This is a genomic window from uncultured Pseudacidovorax sp., assembly GCF_913773995.1.
Classification (GTDB): domain Bacteria; phylum Pseudomonadota; class Gammaproteobacteria; order Burkholderiales; family Burkholderiaceae_C; genus Xenophilus.
The window spans coordinates 1-17,197 of sequence record NZ_CAJYES010000222.1; the positions used below are offsets into that span (position 1 = coordinate 1).

General features: G+C 68.3%; 19 protein-coding genes. 12 read left to right on the forward strand and 7 right to left on the reverse strand.

From position 1 onward, the window contains the following. Together QZ772_RS20480 and QZ772_RS20485 are read left to right on the forward strand one after the other, a co-directional pair. Positions 1 to 706: alkyl sulfatase dimerization domain-containing protein (locus QZ772_RS20480; RefSeq protein ID WP_295530215.1), on the forward strand; the 706-nt coding region annotated here is incomplete at its 5' end. A gap of 61 nt (positions 707 to 767) precedes the next feature. Then, on the forward strand, positions 768 to 1,739 hold the full coding sequence (locus QZ772_RS20485; protein WP_295530218.1) for a tripartite tricarboxylate transporter substrate binding protein: 972 nt from the start codon (positions 768 to 770) through the stop codon (positions 1,737 to 1,739). Between the two features lie 68 nt (positions 1,740 to 1,807). Here the strand turns inward: QZ772_RS20485 and QZ772_RS20490 are convergent, their stop codons facing one another. From QZ772_RS20490 to QZ772_RS20505, 4 genes are all read right to left on the reverse strand, one after another. Next, on the reverse strand, positions 1,808 to 3,019 hold the full coding sequence (locus QZ772_RS20490; RefSeq protein WP_295530221.1) for a branched-chain amino acid ABC transporter substrate-binding protein: 1,212 nt from the start codon (positions 3,017 to 3,019) through the stop codon (positions 1,808 to 1,810). Positions 3,020 to 3,155: 136 nt separating this feature from the next. After that, positions 3,156 to 3,647, reverse strand: a complete 492-nt coding sequence (locus QZ772_RS20495; RefSeq protein ID WP_295530224.1) for a hypothetical protein — start codon at positions 3,645 to 3,647, stop codon at positions 3,156 to 3,158. Between the two features lie 29 nt (positions 3,648 to 3,676). Beyond that, the gene (locus QZ772_RS20500; RefSeq protein ID WP_295530227.1) at positions 3,677 to 4,114 is read right to left on the reverse strand and encodes a DNA polymerase III subunit chi; all 438 of its coding nucleotides are present in this window, start codon (positions 4,112 to 4,114) and stop codon (positions 3,677 to 3,679) included. Positions 4,115 to 4,133: 19 nt separating this feature from the next. Further along, positions 4,134 to 5,630 carry a leucyl aminopeptidase gene (locus QZ772_RS20505; RefSeq protein ID WP_295530230.1) on the reverse strand — a complete coding sequence of 499 codons (1,497 nt, stop codon included), beginning with the start codon at positions 5,628 to 5,630 and terminating at the stop codon, positions 4,134 to 4,136. A gap of 22 nt (positions 5,631 to 5,652) precedes the next feature. Here QZ772_RS20505 and lptF point away from each other — a divergent pair, with 22 nt between their 5' ends. From lptF to QZ772_RS20535, 6 genes are all read left to right on the forward strand, one after another. Next, the gene (lptF, locus tag QZ772_RS20510) at positions 5,653 to 6,741 is read left to right on the forward strand and encodes an LPS export ABC transporter permease LptF (RefSeq protein WP_295530233.1); all 1,089 of its coding nucleotides are present in this window, start codon (positions 5,653 to 5,655) and stop codon (positions 6,739 to 6,741) included. Positions 6,742 to 6,745: 4 nt separating this feature from the next. Then, positions 6,746 to 7,852 (forward strand): LPS export ABC transporter permease LptG, encoded by a 1,107-nt coding sequence (lptG, locus tag QZ772_RS20515; protein WP_295530237.1) that lies wholly within the window; start codon positions 6,746 to 6,748, stop codon positions 7,850 to 7,852. After that, complete coding sequence (locus QZ772_RS20520) at positions 7,849 to 8,220, forward strand: CbiX/SirB N-terminal domain-containing protein (RefSeq protein ID WP_295530240.1); 372 nt, start codon at positions 7,849 to 7,851, stop codon at positions 8,218 to 8,220. Before lptG ends, QZ772_RS20520 begins: the two co-directional genes overlap by 4 nt. Before the next feature lie 43 nt (positions 8,221 to 8,263). Continuing rightward, entirely contained in the window at positions 8,264 to 9,205 is a 942-nt protein-coding gene (locus tag QZ772_RS20525) for a CysB family HTH-type transcriptional regulator (RefSeq protein ID WP_295530243.1), read from the forward strand. Between the two features lie 26 nt (positions 9,206 to 9,231). Beyond that, complete coding sequence (locus QZ772_RS20530; RefSeq protein WP_295530246.1) at positions 9,232 to 10,392, forward strand: pyridoxal phosphate-dependent aminotransferase; 1,161 nt, start codon at positions 9,232 to 9,234, stop codon at positions 10,390 to 10,392. A 114-nt stretch (positions 10,393 to 10,506) separates the two neighbouring features. Then, on the forward strand, positions 10,507 to 10,665 hold the full coding sequence (locus QZ772_RS20535; RefSeq protein ID WP_017761920.1) for a DUF3309 family protein: 159 nt from the start codon (positions 10,507 to 10,509) through the stop codon (positions 10,663 to 10,665). A 138-nt stretch (positions 10,666 to 10,803) separates the two neighbouring features. On the opposite strand, the gene QZ772_RS20540 is transcribed toward QZ772_RS20535, so the two are convergent. Next, positions 10,804 to 11,709 (reverse strand): LysR family transcriptional regulator, encoded by a 906-nt coding sequence (locus QZ772_RS20540; protein ID WP_295530248.1) that lies wholly within the window; start codon positions 11,707 to 11,709, stop codon positions 10,804 to 10,806. 92 nt (positions 11,710 to 11,801) lie between these two features. Here QZ772_RS20540 and QZ772_RS20545 point away from each other — a divergent pair, with 92 nt between their 5' ends. Genes QZ772_RS20545 through QZ772_RS20560 form a run of 4 tightly spaced genes read left to right on the forward strand, consistent with a single transcriptional unit; the run spans position 11,802 to position 14,945 of the window. Next, positions 11,802 to 13,130, forward strand: coding sequence for a sulfatase-like hydrolase/transferase (locus tag QZ772_RS20545; protein ID WP_295530251.1), 1,329 nt, complete (start codon positions 11,802 to 11,804; stop codon positions 13,128 to 13,130). Positions 13,131 to 13,165: 35 nt separating this feature from the next. Further along, positions 13,166 to 14,161, forward strand: a complete 996-nt coding sequence (locus QZ772_RS20550; RefSeq protein ID WP_295530254.1) for a tripartite tricarboxylate transporter substrate binding protein — start codon at positions 13,166 to 13,168, stop codon at positions 14,159 to 14,161. A gap of 34 nt (positions 14,162 to 14,195) precedes the next feature. Further along, positions 14,196 to 14,615, forward strand: coding sequence for a DUF202 domain-containing protein (locus QZ772_RS20555; RefSeq protein WP_295530258.1), 420 nt, complete (start codon positions 14,196 to 14,198; stop codon positions 14,613 to 14,615). Then, complete coding sequence (locus QZ772_RS20560; RefSeq protein WP_295530262.1) at positions 14,616 to 14,945, forward strand: DUF202 domain-containing protein; 330 nt, start codon at positions 14,616 to 14,618, stop codon at positions 14,943 to 14,945. An 88-nt stretch (positions 14,946 to 15,033) separates the two neighbouring features. Here QZ772_RS20560 and QZ772_RS20565 read toward each other — a convergent pair whose 3' ends face one another. Beyond that, the gene (locus QZ772_RS20565) at positions 15,034 to 16,026 is read right to left on the reverse strand and encodes a zinc-dependent alcohol dehydrogenase family protein (protein WP_295530264.1); all 993 of its coding nucleotides are present in this window, start codon (positions 16,024 to 16,026) and stop codon (positions 15,034 to 15,036) included. Positions 16,027 to 16,070: 44 nt separating this feature from the next. Then, positions 16,071 to 16,649, reverse strand: coding sequence for an amino acid synthesis family protein (locus tag QZ772_RS20570; RefSeq protein ID WP_295530267.1), 579 nt, complete (start codon positions 16,647 to 16,649; stop codon positions 16,071 to 16,073). Positions 16,650 to 17,197: the final 548 nt, after the last annotated feature.

Here is a 17,197-nt window from a genome sequence, read left to right on the forward strand (position 1 = left end):
GCGGGTGCTCTACGGCGGCGCGGCGCTGATCGACTCCATGCCCAACGTCGGCACGCCCCTGCGCACGTTGCGCGACCCGGTACGCTGGGCAAACACGCTGGAGCAGCTCGCCCAGCTGCGCCCGGAGGTCGCCGTGCGGGAGTTCGGCCCCACGCTGCACGGCGCAGACCGTGTGCAGCATGTGCTGATGCACACGGCGCGCGCCCTGCGCTGGTTGCGGGAGCGGACCGTCGCGCTGATGAACGAGGGGCTGAACGAACGCCAGATCCTGGCGCAGCTGGACTATCCCGAGGAGATCTTCGTCGTCGACTGGCTCAAGCCCACCTACGGCGATCCGGGCTATGTGGTGCGGGACATCTACCGCGCCGAGAACGGCTGGTGGGACCGCAATCCGACCAGCCTGCATCCCGCTGCGCCCGACGTGGCCGCGCGGGAAGTCGGCGCTGCGATCACCGACAAGGCAGGCGTGCTGGCCCGCGCCGCCGCCCTTGCGTCGCGTGGCGAATGGCAACTGGCCCTGCACGTGGTGGACCTGCTGGCCACCGCCGAGGGCGAGGCGGCCGAGTTCGCCGAGGCCCGCCGACTCAAGGCTGCGTGGCTGCGCGAGCGCGCCGGCCAGGTGCGCAGCTATGTATCGCGCAATCTCTTTCTCAGCAGTGCCGAGCGCCTTGAAGCCAGCGTGCCTGCGCTGCCAGGCGCCGGCTGACGGCGCCCCGCGCATCTTCCCCAACCGCTGGCCCTGCAACATCCCGATCACGGAGACACCCATGCCCACCTTCCTGCGCCCCGGCGCCTTTCTCCTCACCGCCGCCGTCTGCGCGTCCGGCCACGCCGCCGAGCCATACCCGCAACGTCCAGTGACGCTGATCGTCCCCACCGCACCTGCCGGGGGCACCGACACCATCGCGCGCATCATGGCCGAATCCCTGGGCAAGCAGCTCGGCCAGCCCTTCGTGGTCGAGAACAAGCCGGGTGCCAACGGCGTGCTGGGCGTCGAGGCCGGTGCCCGAGCGGCACCGGATGGCTACCGGCTGCTGTTCACCTATGCGGCATCGGTCGTGGTCAATCCCGGCCTCTACAGGAAGCTGCCCTACGACCCGGTCAAGGACTTGGCACCCATCGCCCAGATCGGTCGCGGCGGCAACCTGCTGCTGGTGCGTCCGGACTTTCCAGCCCGCACCCTCGACGAATTCGTGCGCGAGGTGAAGGCGCATCCGGGCAAGTACAGCTACTGCTCCTGGGGCGCCGGCTCAGGCGGTCACCTGGCCATGGAAAGCCTGAAGAAGCAGACTGGCCTCGACATGCTGCATGTGCCCTACAAGGGCACAAGCCCCTGCGTGCAGGACCTGGCGGGCAAGCAGGTGGACGCCGCCTTCGGCGATACCTCGTCGACCATCGAACTGGTCAAGGCAGGGCGCGTACGCGCCCTGGCCAACAGCGGCCCCAAACGGCTGCCGATGCTGCCCGACGTGCCCACGATGACGGAGGCCGGCTATCCCTTCACCACCTACAGCTGGTACGGGCTGCTGGCGCCCGCACGCACGCCGCCGGACATCATCGAACGCCTCAACGCGGCCGTGCAGAAGGCCCTGGTCGATCCCGAGGTGGTGCGGCGCATGCGCGAGCTCAACTTCGACGATCTTCCGCAGACCACGCCGGCCCAGTTCGGCTCGGTGATCCGTCAGGACCTCCAGGACTGGCGCGGGCTCATCCGCTCGATCAACCTCAGCCTGGACTGAGTGCCGCCGCGCGGGCAAAGAAAAGGGGCCCGAAGGCCCCTTGCGGTCTGGCGATGCGCCGGAGGTACTCAGCGCACCACGGCGATCTGCGTGCGCGCGCCACCCTTGTAGGTGTAGAGCGTCAGCGCGCCGTTCTTGATGTCGCCCTTCTCGTCGAAGGCGATGGGGCCGGTCAGACCCTTGTATTCGATCTTGCCGACTTCGGGCAGGTACTTGGCGGGGTCGGCCGAGCCGGCCTTGGCCATGGCGTTTGCCAGCACCTGCACGGCGTCGTAGACGTACGGCGCGTAGATCTGCACTTCCACGCCGTTCTTTTCCTTGAACTTGGCCTTCCAGGCGTCCAGCGGCGCCTTGAAGTCACCGTCGACGCCGCCGGCTTCGGCGCAGTACACCATCTCTTCGCCGATGGCATCGCCGGCCAGCTTGGCCAGCTCGCCCGTGCACAGGCCGTCGCCGCCCATGAACTTGACGTTCAGGCCCAGCTGCTTGACCTGCTTGAGCATCGGGCCGCCGACGGCGTCCATGCCGCCGAAGAACAGGATGTCGGGCTTGGCGCCCTTGAGCTTGGTCAGGATGGCGTTGAAGTCGGTGGACTTGTCGGTGGTGAACTCACGGCCCACGATCGTGGCGCCGGCGGCCTTGGCGGCCTTCTCGAACTCGTCGGCGACGCCCTGGCCGTAGGCCGTGCGGTCGTCGATCACGGCAATGTTCTTGCCCTTGAGGGTTTCGACGGCGTACTTGCCCAGGGTGCCACCCAGCTGGGTGTCGTCAGCCACCACGCGGAAGGTGGTCTTGAAGCCCTGGCGGGTGTACTTGGGGTTGGTGGCCGAAGGCGAAATCTGGGGAATGCCGGCGTCGCTGTAGATCTTGGAGGCGGGAATGGTGGTGCCCGAATTCAGGTGGCCGACCACGCCGTTGACCTGGCTGTCCACCAGCTTCTGGGCCACGGCCGTGCCCTGCTTCGGATCGCCGGCATCGTCTTCGGCGATCAGCTCGAACTTGGCCGTCTTGTCGCCGATCTTCAGGCCCTGGGCGTTCAGGTCCTCGATGGCCATCTTTGCGCCGAGTTCGTTGTCCTTGCCCAGGTGGGCGATGGCACCGCTGGTGGGCGCCACGTGGCCGATCTTGACCGTGAGGGTTTCACCCGCCGGAGGCGCAGCGGGCGCGGGCGCCGCCGCCGTGGCTGCAGGGCTCGCCGCGGGTGCTGCGGCTTCTTCCTTCTTGCCACAAGCCACCACCGAGAGTGCAGCCAGGGCGACCGCGGTCCATTTCAATTGCATGAGAAACCTCCAGAACGATGAAGACAGGATTGATGTTGATCTACCGGTCGATGCAACCGGCGCGCCATGCTGGAGCAAGTTCCAGGCCGACACACCGGCCGGCGGCACCCGCACGCCCTCCGACCTGCGGTTCAGTTTAGCCCAACGATGGTGCACGAACCCCGGCGGAAACACGGGGTTCGGCCGCTGAAAGCTCCTGCGCCAGGGACTGAGAGATGAGCTGGCGCAACTGGTCTTCCAGACGGCTGCGAAGTACCGGAATCATGGCGTCGAGTTGCTGCTGGACCGCCTGCGAGACGACATCGGTCAGGGCTTCTTCAAGGCGCAGATCCACGCGCTGAAGCACGCGGTGCAGCAGCTCTTCCTCGATCTCGAAGACATCCTCGGGACGAATGGCCACCATCGCGTTGGATGCGGATGGCTGCGGCGCTGGCTCGGCAACGGGAGCCGCCGCATCCGGAGCCTCCGGCAACACCGGCACCGTGCTGGCCACGGGCGCGGGGACTGGCTGTGGCGCAGGCACCGGCCGGCTGGATGCCGGATCCAGCGCGCCCGACTCGGGCCAGACGAGCTCGGGCGCCGCCACCGCCGGCGCGTCGAGATCGACCACCGTCGTGAGCGTGGGCACGAAGCGCGGAGGCGTTCTCGGCGGTCCGCTCATGAGGCGCGGGCTCCGACGTCGTGCCGGGTGATCGCGTAGCCTCTGTCCGCATAGTGGCGCCAGCGGTTGCGGCCAGCCAGCCGCTCCTGGTCGTCCGAACCCACGACGTCGATCAGGCGATCGAAGCGCTCGAAGCCCTGCGGCAGCGGCAGTCCCAGGTTGAGCATCACCTGTCGATGCGAAGGCGGCTCATCCTCTGCCATGCCAAGCAGCACCGCGGAACGTCCGCGCACATGAACGGGCGCATCGGCCTTGCAGTGCGCGATGAAGTCCGCCGGTGAGAAGCGCCAGAGCGCCTCGTCGAGCGCGTCCAGCAGTTCGTCCGGCCCCTGCACCACCACCTGCGCATCGGCACCGAGCACGGCCTTGCGCAGCAGCCGGCAGGCGTGATGCAGCTTGTCGGCCGTGTTGTAGTGGACGTCGATCTCGGTCACGTGAGCGTCGCGTTCGGCCTCAGGCCGACGGCGCAGTCTTGCGAGCGCGCTTGCGCGGCGCCGCCTGCACCGGAGCAGCCTCCTGCGCCAGCAGATAGTCCAGCAGCAGGCCCACGGGCCTGCCCGTCGCGCCCTTGGCACCGCCGCTCTTCCAGGCAGTGCCGGCAATGTCCAGGTGCGCCCAGGCAAAGTCGCCGGTGAAGCGCTGCAGGAACTTGGCCGCCGTGATGGCACCGCCCGCCCGGCCGGCCACGTTGGCCACGTCGGCGAAGCGCGTCTTCAGCCCTTCGGCGTACTCGTCGTCCAGGGGCATGCGCCAGCAGCGGTCCTGCGCATTCTCGCCAGCGCGCTGCAGGGCATCGGCCAGCGCACCGTCGCTCGAGAACAGGCCGCTGCGCACGCCGCCCAGGGCCACCACACAGGCCCCCGTCAGAGTCGCGATGTCGATCACGGCCTTGGGCGCAAAGCGCTTGGCGTAGGTCAGCGCATCGCACAGGATGAGCCGGCCTTCGGCGTCGGTGTTGAGGATCTCGATGGTCTGGCCGTCCATGCTGGTGACCACGTCGCCCGGCTTCACTGCACGGCCATCGTTCATGTTCTCGCAGCTGGGAATGAGGCCCACCACATTGATGGCCGGCTGGATCTCGCCCAATGCGCGGAAGACACCAAGCACGCTCGCCGCGCCGCCCATGTCGAACTTCATCTCGTCCATCTCGGCAGCGGGCTTGAGCGAGACGCCGCCGGTGTCGAAGGTGATGCCCTTGCCGACCAGCACCTGAGGTGACACGTCCTTGGCCGCGCCCTGATAGCGCAGCACGATGAAGCGCAGCGGCTGTTCCGAGCCTTGGGCCACGGCCATGAAGGCGCCCATGCCGAGCTTGGCCACCTCGCGCGGACCGAGCACCTCGACCTTGAGCTTGGGGCCGCGGGCCAGGGACTGGGCCGCCTCGGCCAGCATCGTGGGTGTGGAGTGGTTGCCGGGACGGTTCGCCCATTCCTTGGCGAACTCAATGCCGCGCACCGTGGCCCGCGCGATGTCGAGCCCGGCTTGCAGGCCAGCGGCATCCGCAACACCGAGCACGAGCTGTCGGATGGTGCGCGGCTCGGGCTTGGACTGCGTCGTGGTGTAGACATAGCTGGCGTCCGCCGCGGCAATCACGGCCGCATGAAGGGCCGGCGCTTCGAGCTTGCCGGCGAAGACCACGGCCACCTTCTTGGCCGAGGCGGACTTGACGGCCTGGATGGCGGCGCCCACCGCGCTGCGCACGGCCGCCGGCGAGAGGTCACCCGCGCAGCACAGCACCAGACGTGTCGCCGCCACATCGGCCGCGCCATAGGTCGCGAGGAGCTTGCCCGGCTTGCCCTTCAGGTCACCGGCCTTGCGGGCCTGGGCCAGCAACCGCGACACGCCGTCGCTGCCCTCGCCCTTGAAGTCGTCATGCACGAGGACGATGAGTGCGTCCGCCTTTTCTGCGGCAGCCTGTGCGAGGCCGAGGGTCTTGAGTTGGAAGTCCATAATCCGTTTTTTCGCTCGGACGATGTTATTCCATTCCACTTTGCGCAAGGAGCTGTCGCGCAGCTTCGGGGCCACGCTGGTGGTGCTGATCGCGATCGTGATGACGATCATCCTGATCCGCACGCTGGGCCTGGCCTCGCGCGGCAGCGTCAACCCCTCCGAGGTCTTCCTGGTCATGGCTTACACGGTGGTCGGCTACATGCCCACCATCCTCAGCCTGAGCCTGTTCATCTCGATCGTCGGCACGCTCTCACGCATGTACCGCGACAGCGAGATGGTCATCTGGTTTTCGGCCGGACGCGGCCTTGCGGACTTCATCTCGCCGCTGCTGCGCTTCGCTTGGCCGGTTCTGCTGCTGATCGCCGTGCTGTCGCTGGTGGGTTGGCCTTGGGCCAATTCGCAGACGCAGGGCATGCGCGACCAGTACGAGCGTCGCGGCGACCTCGACCGCGTCGCGCCGGGCCAGTTCCAGGAATCGGCGGCCCGCAACCGCGTCTTCTACATCGACAAGGATTCGCCGGATGCCACCTCGGCGTCCAACGTCTTCATCTCCTCGCTGGAACGCAACCAACAGATCATCACCTCGGCCCAGAGCGGCAAGGTGGAGACCTTGCTGGGCGGCCGCTACCTGGTGCTGTCCAACGGCCAGCGGCTGGAGCGGACCTTCGACAACAGCGACCTCAAGATCAGCGAGTTCGGCACCTACGGTGCGCGCATGGGCAACGACGGGCCCTTGCCTGGCGAGGATGTCGCGCCCAAGGCCATGTCGACCCTGTCGCTGCTCGCCACACCGACGCCGGCCAACCAGGGCGAGCTGGGCTGGCGCGTCGGCATGGTGCTGGCGGCTGTCAACTTCGTGCTGCTGGCGCTGGTGGTGTCCAACGTCAACCCGCGCGTGGGCCGCAGCGGCAACCTGCTGTTCGCGCTGTTCTGCTTCGTCATCTACTTCAACCTGCTCAACCTGGGTCAGAGCTGGGTGGGCAACGGGCGCTTTGCCCTGCCCGGCTTCCTGGTGGTGCTGCATGGCGGCGTGCTGATGGGCATGCTGTTGTGGATCGCGCTGCGCCACAACAGCTGGCGGCGTCCGCGCCCCCGGGTCGCCACCTCCTGAACGCATGAGAACGCTGCGCCGCCTGATCTATGCCGACGCGATCAAGTCGATCGCCTTCGTCACGCTGGGCTTTCTGAGCCTGTTCTTCTTCTTCGATTTCGTGGACGAGCTGTCCTCGGTGGGCAAGGGCACCGTGGCGCCCTATGGCCTGCCGCAGGCCCTGCTCTATGTCACGTTGCTGGTTCCCAGCCACCTGTACGAGCTGCTGCCGATCGCCGTGCTGATCGGCACCATCTTCGTGATGGCCAACCTGGCGCGCAGCTCGGAGTACACCATCCTGCGCACGAGCGGTCTGGGCCCCTGGCGCGCCTTGCGCATGCTGCTCACGCTGGGGCTGGGCTTCGTGATCCTGACCTTCGCGGTGGGCGACTATGTGGCGCCGCTGTCGGACCGCGCCGCCCAGTTGCTCAAGTCGCGGTATCAGGGCTACCTGGCCACCGCCGGCCTGACGGGCGGCTGGCTGAAGGAGCGCCGCGGCGATCACTCCTTTGCCGTGAACGTGGTGTCCATCGACCGGGACGGCACGCTCAAGCTGCCGCGTGTGTTCGAGTTCGACGAGCGCGGCTTCCTGCGCTCCCAGATCGCGGCGAGCACGGCCCGCATCGTGGCGGGCGGCTGGGTGCTGCAGGACGCCCACAAGCAGGAATTCCTGACGGGCCCCGGCCAGACGCCCAAGGTCGTGAACACGTCACAGCCGCTGATGGCCTGGCAGACAGGGCTCACCACCGACATGGTGGCGGTCGCCCTGCTCAAGCCTGAGCGCATGCGCACGGTCGACCTGTTCGAGTACACGCGTCACCTCGACGCCAACGGCCAAGCCACGCAGCGCTACAAGATCGAGTTCTGGCGCAAGGTCTTCTACCCGCTGTCCTGCCTGGTGATGGTGGTGCTGGCCCTGCCCTTCGCCTACCTGCACTTCCGCCAGAGCGGCATCGCCGGCTACGTGTTCGGCGGCGTGATGATCGGCATCAGCTTCTTCCTGCTGAACAACGTGTTCGGCTACATCGGCAACCTGCGCGACTGGTGGCCGTGGGCGACGGCGGCAGCGCCGGGCCTTCTCTATTCGCTGATGTCGCTGGGCGCCTTCGGCTGGCTGGTCCTGCGGCGATGACGGCGCGCGGCATCGTCCTCTTTGCGCATGGTTCGCGCGATGCGCAGTGGCGCGAACCCGTGGAGGCCGTCGCGCGTCGCGTGGCTGAGCAGGACCCCGCGGCGCGCGTGCGCTGCGCCTACCTGGAACTGGTGGCGCCCGAACTGCCGGCTGCAGTGGCGGAGCTGGTCTCCGAAGGCGTCGCTAGCATCCATGTCGTGCCGCTCTTCCTTGGCATGGGCCGCCACGCGCGCGAGGACCTGCCGCTGCTCATGGCCGAGCTTCGGGAGCAGTACCCCAGCGTTCTTTTCACCCAGGCCCCCGCCGTCGGCCAGGATCCGGCCGTCATCGACCTGCTCGCGACGTTGGCGCTCAGACCACCTCAATAGATTCATACGGCATAATGAACCTCGATAAATATCGGGATTTGTTATGAACCTTCACCAGTTCAAGTTCGTTCAGGAGGCGGTGCGCCGCAACCTGAACCTGACCGAAGCCGCCAAGGCGCTGCATACCTCGCAGCCCGGCGTCTCCAAGGCCATCATCGAACTGGAAGAAGAGTTGGGCGTGGAAATCTTCGCGCGCCATGGCAAGCGCCTGAAGCGCGTGACCGAGCCGGGGCAGCACGTGATCGCCAGCATCGAGCTGATCATGCGCGAGGTGGGCAATCTGCGCCGCATCGGCGAGCAGTTCAGCGCGCAGGACAGTGGCACGCTCTCCATTGCCACCACGCACACGCAGGCCCGCTATGTGTTGCCGGTGCCCGTGGTCAAGCTCCGGGAGGCCTATCCCAAGGTGAACGTCAGCCTGCACCAGGGCTCGCCCGGCCAGGTGGCGCAGATGGTGCTGGACGAGGTGGCCGAGATCGGTGTTGCCACCGAGTCTCTGGATGCCTATGACGGCCTGGTCACGCTGCCCTGCTACGAATGGCAGCACGTGCTGGTGCTGCCCAAGGACCATCCGCTCGCGACAAAGGAGCGCGTGAGCCTCGAAGATCTGGCCGCCGAGCCGCTCATCACCTACCACCCCTCCTTCACCGGCCGCACGCGCATCGACCACGCCTTCGCGCAGAAGAAGCTGTCGCCGCGCATCGCGCTGGAGGCCATCGACTCCGACGTCATCAAGACCTATGTGCGCCTGGGCCTGGGCGTGGGCATCGTGGCCGAGATGGCGGTGCGCGAGGACAACAACGACGACCTCGTGGTGCGACCGATGGGCCAGGTGATCGGCCAGAACGTCGCACGTGTCGCCTTCAAGCGCGGCGCCTACCTGCGCAACTTCGTCTTCAAGTTCGCCGAGCTGCTGTCGGACCGGCTGGACCGCAGCCTGATCGCCAAGGCCCTGAGCGGCCACTACGACGACTACGAACTCTGACCCCGCCGCATCGCGCCTTCACTGCCATGACCGCTCCCCGCACGCCCGAGCCGGGCACCAAGCTGCCCGCCGTGGGCACCACCATCTTCACCGTGATGTCGGCCCTGGCGTCCGAGCACGGCGCCGTCAACCTGGGCCAGGGCTTCCCGGACTTCGGCTGCGACCCGAAGCTGCTGGACGCAGTGACCGCTGCCATGGCCGCCGGCCACAACCAGTACCCGCCCATGACCGGCGTGCCGCTGCTGCGCGAACGCATCGCGGCCAAGATCGAGGCGCTCTACGGCCGGCACTACGACGCCGGCAGCGAGATCACCGTCACGGCGGGCGCCACGCAGGCCATCATCACCGCGATCCTGGCGCTGGTGCGTCCCGGCGACGAGGTGATCGTGCTGGAGCCCTGCTACGACAGCTACGTGCCCAACATCGAGCTGGCTGGCGGCGTGGTAGTGCGCGTGCCGCTGGTGCCGGGCAGCTTCCGGCCCGACTTCGGCCGCATCGCCGCTGCGCTCTCGCCGCGCACCCGCGCCATCCTGATCAACACGCCCCACAACCCGAGCGGTACCGTGTGGACTGCCGACGAGATGCGCCAGCTCGAAGCGCTGCTCGCGCCCACCGACGTGTTCGTGATCAGCGACGAGGTCTACGAGCACATGGTCTACGACGGTGCGCTGCACCAGAGCGTGGCCCGCTTCCCGGGCCTGGCGGCGCGAAGCCTGATCGTGAGCAGCTTCGGCAAGACCTACCACGTCACCGGCTGGAAGGTGGGCTATGTGGCCGCCCCTGCCGTGCTGACGGCCGAGTTCCGCAAGGTGCACCAGTTCAACGTGTTCACGGTCAACACGCCGATGCAGCACGCGCTGGCGCACTACATGGCCGATGCCGCGCCCTATGTGGACCTGCCGGCCTTCTACCAGCGCAAGCGCGACCTGTTTGCCGAAGGCCTGGCGCGCACCCGCCTGCGGCTGCTGCCGAGCGAGGGCAGCTACTTCCAGTGCGTGGACATCTCGGCCGTCAGCGATCTGCCGGAGACCGACTTCTGCCAGTGGCTCACGCGCGATATCGGCGTGGCGGCGATTCCGCTGTCGGCCTTCTATGGCGACGGATTCGACCAGCGCGTCGTGCGCTTCTGCTATGCCAAGCGCGACGAGACGCTGCGCGATGCGCTCGCGAGGCTGGCAAAACTCTGACACCTCGCCGGGGCAAGGTCCTGACAACGCAAGGGGCCGGTCGCCGTCCACACGGACATGTCGACATGGCCAGCATCCGCTCTGTCAACAACTCACAGAGCTCGGAGCTACGTCATGTCCCTCTCCTTCATTCTGCTCATCGTCCTGATCCTGCTGCTGATCGGTGCCCTGCCCAGCTGGGGCTACAGCCGCAGCTGGGGCTACGGCCCGAGCGGCGGCCTGGGTCTGGTGCTCGTGATCGTGATCGTGCTGCTGCTCATGGGACGGATCTAGTCGCCTCGGCGGCACCGCAAGGCCGCCCGCGCGGGCTGGGTCGATGACCCGGTCCACGCGGGCGGTTTTTCTTTGGGCCGCAAGGAAGGGAGCGCGCGGTGCATTTGCATCGGCGGATCTCGGCGCGGCCAAGACCAACTACAGCAAGGTCTTCACCTCGGCCAGGATCAGCTCCCCCACCTCCGCCATCAGGCCGCTCTCCAATGTGGTCGTGCGGCTCCAGAGATAGATGGGGCGCGATGCGGCGGGACCGGGCCAGCCCAGTTGCACCAGCCCGAAGCGCGCACCCAGCCGACGCAACGGAAAGTTGGGCAGCACGGAGATATGACGCCCACGCGCCAGCATCTCCAGCAGCACGAAGGCCTCGCCCAGCACCGTCACCTGCGCCCGCATCTGCTCCACGCCACCTCCGGCCAGCATCGCGCGGACGTCCTGCTCGAAAGGCGAGGTCGTGCCCATGCTGATCCAGTCGGCCGCTTGCGCCTCGCCGTGCGCAAGCGATCCCTGCCTGGCAAAAACATGCCCCGCGCCGCAGTAGACGCCCAAGGTGTCCGCCACCAGCAGGCGCCGCTCGATGCCCTGCGGAGGGCGCTCCAGCCAAGAAGGGGCGATGACGAAGTCGTGCTGACCGTCGATCAGTTGCTCGACCAGCGCATGCGGCCGGTCGCTGCGCACCGCCAGAGCCAGATCGTCGAAGCGCGTCAGCAGCGCGCGCGTCACCTCGTCGAGCACGGCCGCGCCCACCATCGGGCCCGAGCCGATGCGTAACTGGCGGCGGATGCCGCCCCGGTGCCGGGCGCTCACCTCGGCCGCGTCGTTGAGCCGCCGCGCGATGGCCCGTCCCTCGCGCGCCAGCATCTCGCCCAGCGGCGTGCTGCGCACGCCATAGCGGCTGCGCTCGAAGAGTTGGCCTCCCGCCTGCATCTCCAGCGTCTGCATGTTGTGGGTGAGCGTGGGCTGTGTGAGGTGCAGATGCCGGCTCGCCTGCGTGATCGAACCCTTTTCCAGGATGGTCGCGAGTTGGACGAGATGCCGAGGATCCATCGGAATTTTTATGGTTGGCGCGTGATTTTCAATTTTACGGATGGCTCCGCACTGCCTAAGCTCCGGGGCTGTTGCACGAACGTTCTGCCGCCATGAAGACCAGACCCAACATCATCTACATCGTTGCCGACGACCTGGGCTATGCCGACCTGGGTTGCTACGGCGGGCGCAGCGCCGAGTTCGGCCTGGTCTCGCCCAACATCGACGCGCTGGCACAGGGCGGCCTGCGCTTCACCGAGGGTTACGCCAACTCGCCCGTCTGCTCTCCCACCCGCTTCGCCCTGATGACCATGCGCTACCAGTACCGCCTGCGTGGCGGCATGGAGGAGCCGATCAACAGCCGCAGCAAGGGCAGCACCACGCTGGGCCTGCCGCCCGAGATGCCCACCCTGCCCTCGCTGCTCCGCAACGCCGGCTATGCCACCGCGCTGATCGGCAAGTGGCACCTGGGCTACCCGCCCAATTTCGGCCCCCTGCGTTCGGGCTACGACGAGTTCTACGGCATCATGGCCGGCGGCGTGGACTACTTCACCCATCGTTCCGGCCGGGGCGACCACGACCTCTACCTCGGCGAGAGCGAGCATCATGAGCCGGGCTACCTGACCGACCTGCTTTCCGCCCGCGCCGTCGGCCATGTGCAGGCCCGCGCGGCCGAGGCCCGCGCCGGCAAGCCCTTCTTCCTGAGCCTTCACTACACGGCGCCGCACTGGCCGTGGGAGACCCGCGACGACGAGCATGTGGCCGCCGAGACCGCAGCCAACCTGTTCCACCTGGACGGCGGCAACATCCACACCTACCGCCGCATGATCCATCACATGGACGAGGGCATCGGCCAATTGGTCGCCACGCTGCGCGCGGAAGGCCTGCTGGAGAACACGCTGATCGTCTTCACCAGCGACAACGGCGGTGAGCGCTTCTCGGACAACTGGCCCCTGGTCGGCGGCAAGATGGACCTGACCGAAGGCGGCATCCGCGTGCCATGGATCGCGCACTGGCCCGCAGCCATTCCTGCCGGCACGACCAGCGCCCAGCACTGCATGACCATGGACTGGTCGGCCACGATGCTGGAACTGGGCGGCGGTACGCCACCCGCCGGCCACGCGCTCGATGGCGTCTCGCTGGCGGCCGTGTTGCGCGACCCCTCGCACAGCTTCGAGCGCCCGCTCTACTGGCGCATGAACCACCGTCACCAGCGTGCCCTGCGCCGCGGGCCGTGGAAGTACCTCAAGGTCGACGACCACGAGTACCTGTTCGACCTGCGCGCCGACGAGCGCGAGCGCGCCAACCTGGCGGCGCGCGAGCCGGCACGCTTCCAGGCCTTGCGCGACGACTGGCTGGCGTGGAGCGAATCCGTGCCGGCCATTCCCGAGGACGCCACGGTGAGCCTGGGCTATTCGTACAAGGACATGCCCCAGCGCTGAGCCCGGCTCGCATCGAATTCCCAGGAGACAAACACGTGAACGCATCGCCCCTTCCGAACCTCGCTCGCCGCACGGCGACCGGCGCCTGTCTGGCCGTCGGCGTCCTTGCCTGCCTTGGCGCCCAGGCGCAGGCGTGGCCCACCAAGGCGATCAAGATGATCGCTCCCTCCACCGCCGGCGGACCGCCCGACGCCTACGCCCGTGCGTTGGCCGACCTCATGTCGCGCGACCTCGGCCAGCCCATCGTGGTGGAGAACGCACCCGCCGTGGGCGGCATGGTGGCCGCCCAGCAGATGCTCCGGGCGCCGGCCGATGGCTACACCTTGCTCGTCAGCACGGCGGGCATGATGACCATCACGCCCAATGCCAATCCCAAGGCCAAGTACCAGCCCGCCGACTTCACGCCCATCTGCCAGGGCGTGGACGCGGGTCTGGTGCTGGCCAGCCATCCTTCGCTGGGGCCGAAGGACTTCAAGGGACTGCAGCAGTGGCTCAAGGCCGAGAAGACGCCGCCCACCTACTCGTCCTATTCGCCGGGGTCGCCCGCGCACTTCCTGGGGTTCCAGTTGAGCGAGGCGCTGAACGTGCCGATGACGCATGTGCCCTATCGCAGCAGCCCGCAGCAGATCACCGACATGGTGGGCGGCATCGCGCCGCTGGGCTTCGTGCAGATCGCCACCGCGACGCCTCAGATCAAGGCAGGCAAGCTGATCGCCTTCGCCACCACCGCACCGCAGCGCGCGCCCGAACTGCCCGACGTGCCGACCGTGCGCGAGGTCGGGCTGCCGCAACTGGAGACCACCGTCTGGTTCGGCCTGAATGGCCCGCCCGGCCTGCCGGCGCCCATCGCCAAGCGCCTGACGGACGCCCACCGCAAGGTGCTGGCCTCGCCGGAGTTCCGCAGTCGCATGGCGCTGTCGGGCCTCGCGCCCTCGCCCGAGATCTGCGGCGACGCCTTCCTGAAGAAGATGAATGACGAATCCGCACGCTGGGCCCGCATCGTCAAGGCCACCGGCTTCGTTGCGGACTGAGGCGGCAGTCAGCAAGCCCACGGATACTCACGCGATGGCCGAACGACAAGCACGACGGGAGACAGACGCTGCGCCCCACACCCAGCCCCGGCCCGCGTGGCGCTCCGGCGGCGAAGAGCCGGACTACCGGTTCACGCTGGCCAACGAACGCACCTTCCTCGCCTGGATCCGCACCGCGCTGGCGGTGCTGGCGGCGGGCGTGCTGCTCGACCAGTTCTCCACCAAGCTGCAGCCGCATCTGCTCGTGGTCGGCACCGCCATCCTGTTGTGTGGGGTGGCCGGCACGCTCGCTTCGCTGGCGTACACGCGCTGGCGCGACAACGAGGTCTCGATGCGCCACCGCCGCGCGCTGCCCCATTCGCGCATGCTGGCCATCCTGACGGTGGCGGTGGTGCTGATTTGCGCGGTGCTCGCCGTGCTGATGGCCTGGGCCATCGCCTCCCACCGCGCCTGAATGGCCACCGCTGCGAGCCGCGACCCGGGTCTGCAGCCCGAGCGCACGACGCTGTCGTGGACAAGGACCGCTGCCGGCCTGCTGCTGAATGCGGTGCTCAACCTGCGCAGCGGCTACGTGCACGACTCGGTGCCGCTGCTGGTGCTCTCCGGCGCGCTGGTGGTGGCCGCAGCGGCCGTGTTCAGCTTCGGCCGGCTGCGACGCCGCCAACTGGCGGAACATGGCCCCGAGGCGCTGGCGGATCCGCTGGCCATGCGTGCCGTGACCGCGGCCACGCTGCTGGCCACGGCGACCGGCCTGGCGTCCATCCTGCTCGGCCACTGGCGCTGAGCCAAGCCGCGCCGGCCGCGGCGAAGCGCGCCCCCCGCCGCACGTGGAGTGCTGCCCGGCCCGAAGGCCCGACCGGCGTGAGACGGCCTCAAGGAACGAGTACGAGCTTGCCTTGCACGGCCCCCACATCCAGCAGCGCATGGACCTCGCGCGCCTGGGCCAGCAGATAGGTCGTCGTCGGCGAGGCCTTGACCGCGCCGTCGCGCATCAGGCCGATGGCGGTCTCCATCAAGGCGCGACGCTGCGTGCGGTCGGCATCGAAGGTGTGGATGGAGAAAGTGCGCACCGCGAGGCTGCGGCTGAGCAGCGAGCGCAGGGCGAGAAACACATCCTCGGTCGGCGGTCCGCCCGCGATGTTGTACGAGATGGCGGTGCCCATGGGCGCCAGCGCGCGGATGCAGGCGATGAGCAGCCGGTCGCCCACATGGTCGAAGGCCAGGTCCACGCCGCGACCGCCGGTAGCAGCCATCACACGCTCGGGCAGGCCGGCCGGATCGCCGTCCACCAGCGTGGTGACGCCATGGGCCAGCGCATGGGCCTGTTTGGCGGGCGTGGAGGCGGTGCCGATCACCGTCATGCCATGGTGCGCCGCCAGTTGGGTCAGCGCCGTGGCCACCCCGCCCGCCGCGCCCGGCACGAGGATCGAACGCACGGGCACGCCGCCCTGCGTGCCCAGCAGCATCGCCTGCGCCAGTTGCACATTGCCCAGGCTCACAGCCTCGGTGTCAGAGATCGCATCGGGCAGCACGAAGGGCGCATCGGCCGGCACGGCGATGTACTCGGCGTAGCAGCCGCCGCGCTGCGGCAGCTCGCGCGCGCTGACGAACACGCGCTGGCCGATGCGATCGGCCGGTACGCCCTCGCCCACCGCCTCGATCACGCCGGCCATCTCGTTGCCGGGAATGGCCGGCATGGGCGGCATCCACTTGTAGATGCCCTTGCGGATGAGCACATCCGGCCCGCCGGCACCGATGGCGCGCGCACGCACCAGCACCTGGCCCGGCCCGCAGGCGGGCACGGTCAGTTCCACCTGCTCCAGCACCTCGGGGCCGCCCGGCACCCGCAGCTGGATCGCTTTCATCGTCGTCGCCATCGTCGGTCTTGCTCCTGCTGCTGGCACTGCATTCAACGCTGGCCGTCGTGGACCGACACCTGATCCTTGGTCAGGCCGCCCAGGCGCGAATGCACCCGGCCGCCCGTGCCCATGACCAGGGCGAAGAGGATCTCGTCCGGCCGCGGTGCGTCCTGGATGCCGACCTCCATGCTGTTGAAGTGGCTGCGCACGTAGGCGGCGTGGATGTAGTGCAGCGGCACCATCAGGCGGTAGCCCGTGGCGGCCACGGCCTTGGCCGCGGGGACGATGGCTTTGGGCTCGCCCAGCACCGCGCGCATGGCCCAGCCGCCGGCCTCGTGCCAGACGGCGCCGTGCTCCATCTCCCCGTTCACGCCAACGATGGCCGCCTTGCTGTAGACCTCCACCTGATCGCGGCCCAGCGTCTCCACCAACTCTGTCGCGAGCGAGGTGCCCAGAGAGCGCAGCTCGGCCATGAAGGGCATCAGGTTCGGCTCGTAGCGGCCGGCGTAGGGGTTGCGGATGACGGCGCAGGCAGCGGCCAGCTTGAGCGGCCGGTCGACCGGCGGGCCGCCCTCGTGGTAGATGGTCTCGACGGTCAGGCTGCGCTTGCGGATCTGGATCAGGGACATGGGAACACCTCGCTCGTTCATTGTTTGGGAATCTGGGCCTCGTTGACCACCACGGTCCACTTCTTGAGTTCGCTCTGGACCATGGCCGTCATCTCTTCCGGCGTGCTACCGCGCGCCTCGCCGCCCATGTCTTCGAGGCGGCTGCGCACTTGCGGTTGCTGCAATGCCTTCTGCACCGCGGCGTTGAGCGGCTCGACGATGGCGCGGGACGTGCCCGCTGGCGCCATCAGGCCGGCCCAGGACGTGACCTCGTAGCCCGGCACGCCCTGCTCGGCCACCGTCGGCAGCTCGGGCATCTGGCCCCAGCGCCGCGGCCCGGTGGTGGCGATGGCGCGCATCTTGCCCGCCTTGATGTTGCCCATCGCGGCCGTGGGCGGCGCGATGATGAAGGGCACCTCGCCCGACAGCAGCGCCGTGACCGAAGCCGCATCGCCACGGTAGGGCACGTGCAGCATGCGCGCGCCGGACATCTTCACCAGCAGTTCGCCGGCCAGGTGGTGCGTGGAGCCGATGCCGGCCAGATCGGAAGAGCGTCGTGTAGGGAAAGA

What these genes read in the sequence shown, in the direction of transcription:
- QZ772_RS20485 (WP_295530218.1), top strand. Translation starts at nt 768, where the DNA reads ATGCCCACCTTCCTGCGCCCCGGCGCCTTTCTCCTCACCGCCGCCGTC.
- QZ772_RS20490 (WP_295530221.1), bottom strand. Translation starts at nt 3,019, where the DNA reads ATGCAATTGAAATGGACCGCGGTCGCCCTGGCTGCACTCTCGGTGGTG.
- QZ772_RS20505 (WP_295530230.1), bottom strand. Translation starts at nt 5,630, where the DNA reads ATGGACTTCCAACTCAAGACCCTCGGCCTCGCACAGGCTGCCGCAGAA.
- lptF (WP_295530233.1), top strand. Translation starts at nt 5,653, where the DNA reads ATGTTATTCCATTCCACTTTGCGCAAGGAGCTGTCGCGCAGCTTCGGG.
- lptG (WP_295530237.1), top strand. Translation starts at nt 6,746, where the DNA reads ATGAGAACGCTGCGCCGCCTGATCTATGCCGACGCGATCAAGTCGATC.
- QZ772_RS20520 (WP_295530240.1), top strand. Translation starts at nt 7,849, where the DNA reads ATGACGGCGCGCGGCATCGTCCTCTTTGCGCATGGTTCGCGCGATGCG.
- QZ772_RS20525 (WP_295530243.1), top strand. Translation starts at nt 8,264, where the DNA reads ATGAACCTTCACCAGTTCAAGTTCGTTCAGGAGGCGGTGCGCCGCAAC.
- QZ772_RS20530 (WP_295530246.1), top strand. Translation starts at nt 9,232, where the DNA reads ATGACCGCTCCCCGCACGCCCGAGCCGGGCACCAAGCTGCCCGCCGTG.
- QZ772_RS20535 (WP_017761920.1), top strand. Translation starts at nt 10,507, where the DNA reads ATGTCCCTCTCCTTCATTCTGCTCATCGTCCTGATCCTGCTGCTGATC.
- QZ772_RS20540 (WP_295530248.1), bottom strand. Translation starts at nt 11,709, where the DNA reads ATGGATCCTCGGCATCTCGTCCAACTCGCGACCATCCTGGAAAAGGGT.
- QZ772_RS20545 (WP_295530251.1), top strand. Translation starts at nt 11,802, where the DNA reads ATGAAGACCAGACCCAACATCATCTACATCGTTGCCGACGACCTGGGC.
- QZ772_RS20555 (WP_295530258.1), top strand. Translation starts at nt 14,196, where the DNA reads ATGGCCGAACGACAAGCACGACGGGAGACAGACGCTGCGCCCCACACC.
- QZ772_RS20560 (WP_295530262.1), top strand. Translation starts at nt 14,616, where the DNA reads ATGGCCACCGCTGCGAGCCGCGACCCGGGTCTGCAGCCCGAGCGCACG.
- QZ772_RS20565 (WP_295530264.1), bottom strand. Translation starts at nt 16,026, where the DNA reads ATGAAAGCGATCCAGCTGCGGGTGCCGGGCGGCCCCGAGGTGCTGGAG.
- QZ772_RS20570 (WP_295530267.1), bottom strand. Translation starts at nt 16,649, where the DNA reads ATGTCCCTGATCCAGATCCGCAAGCGCAGCCTGACCGTCGAGACCATC.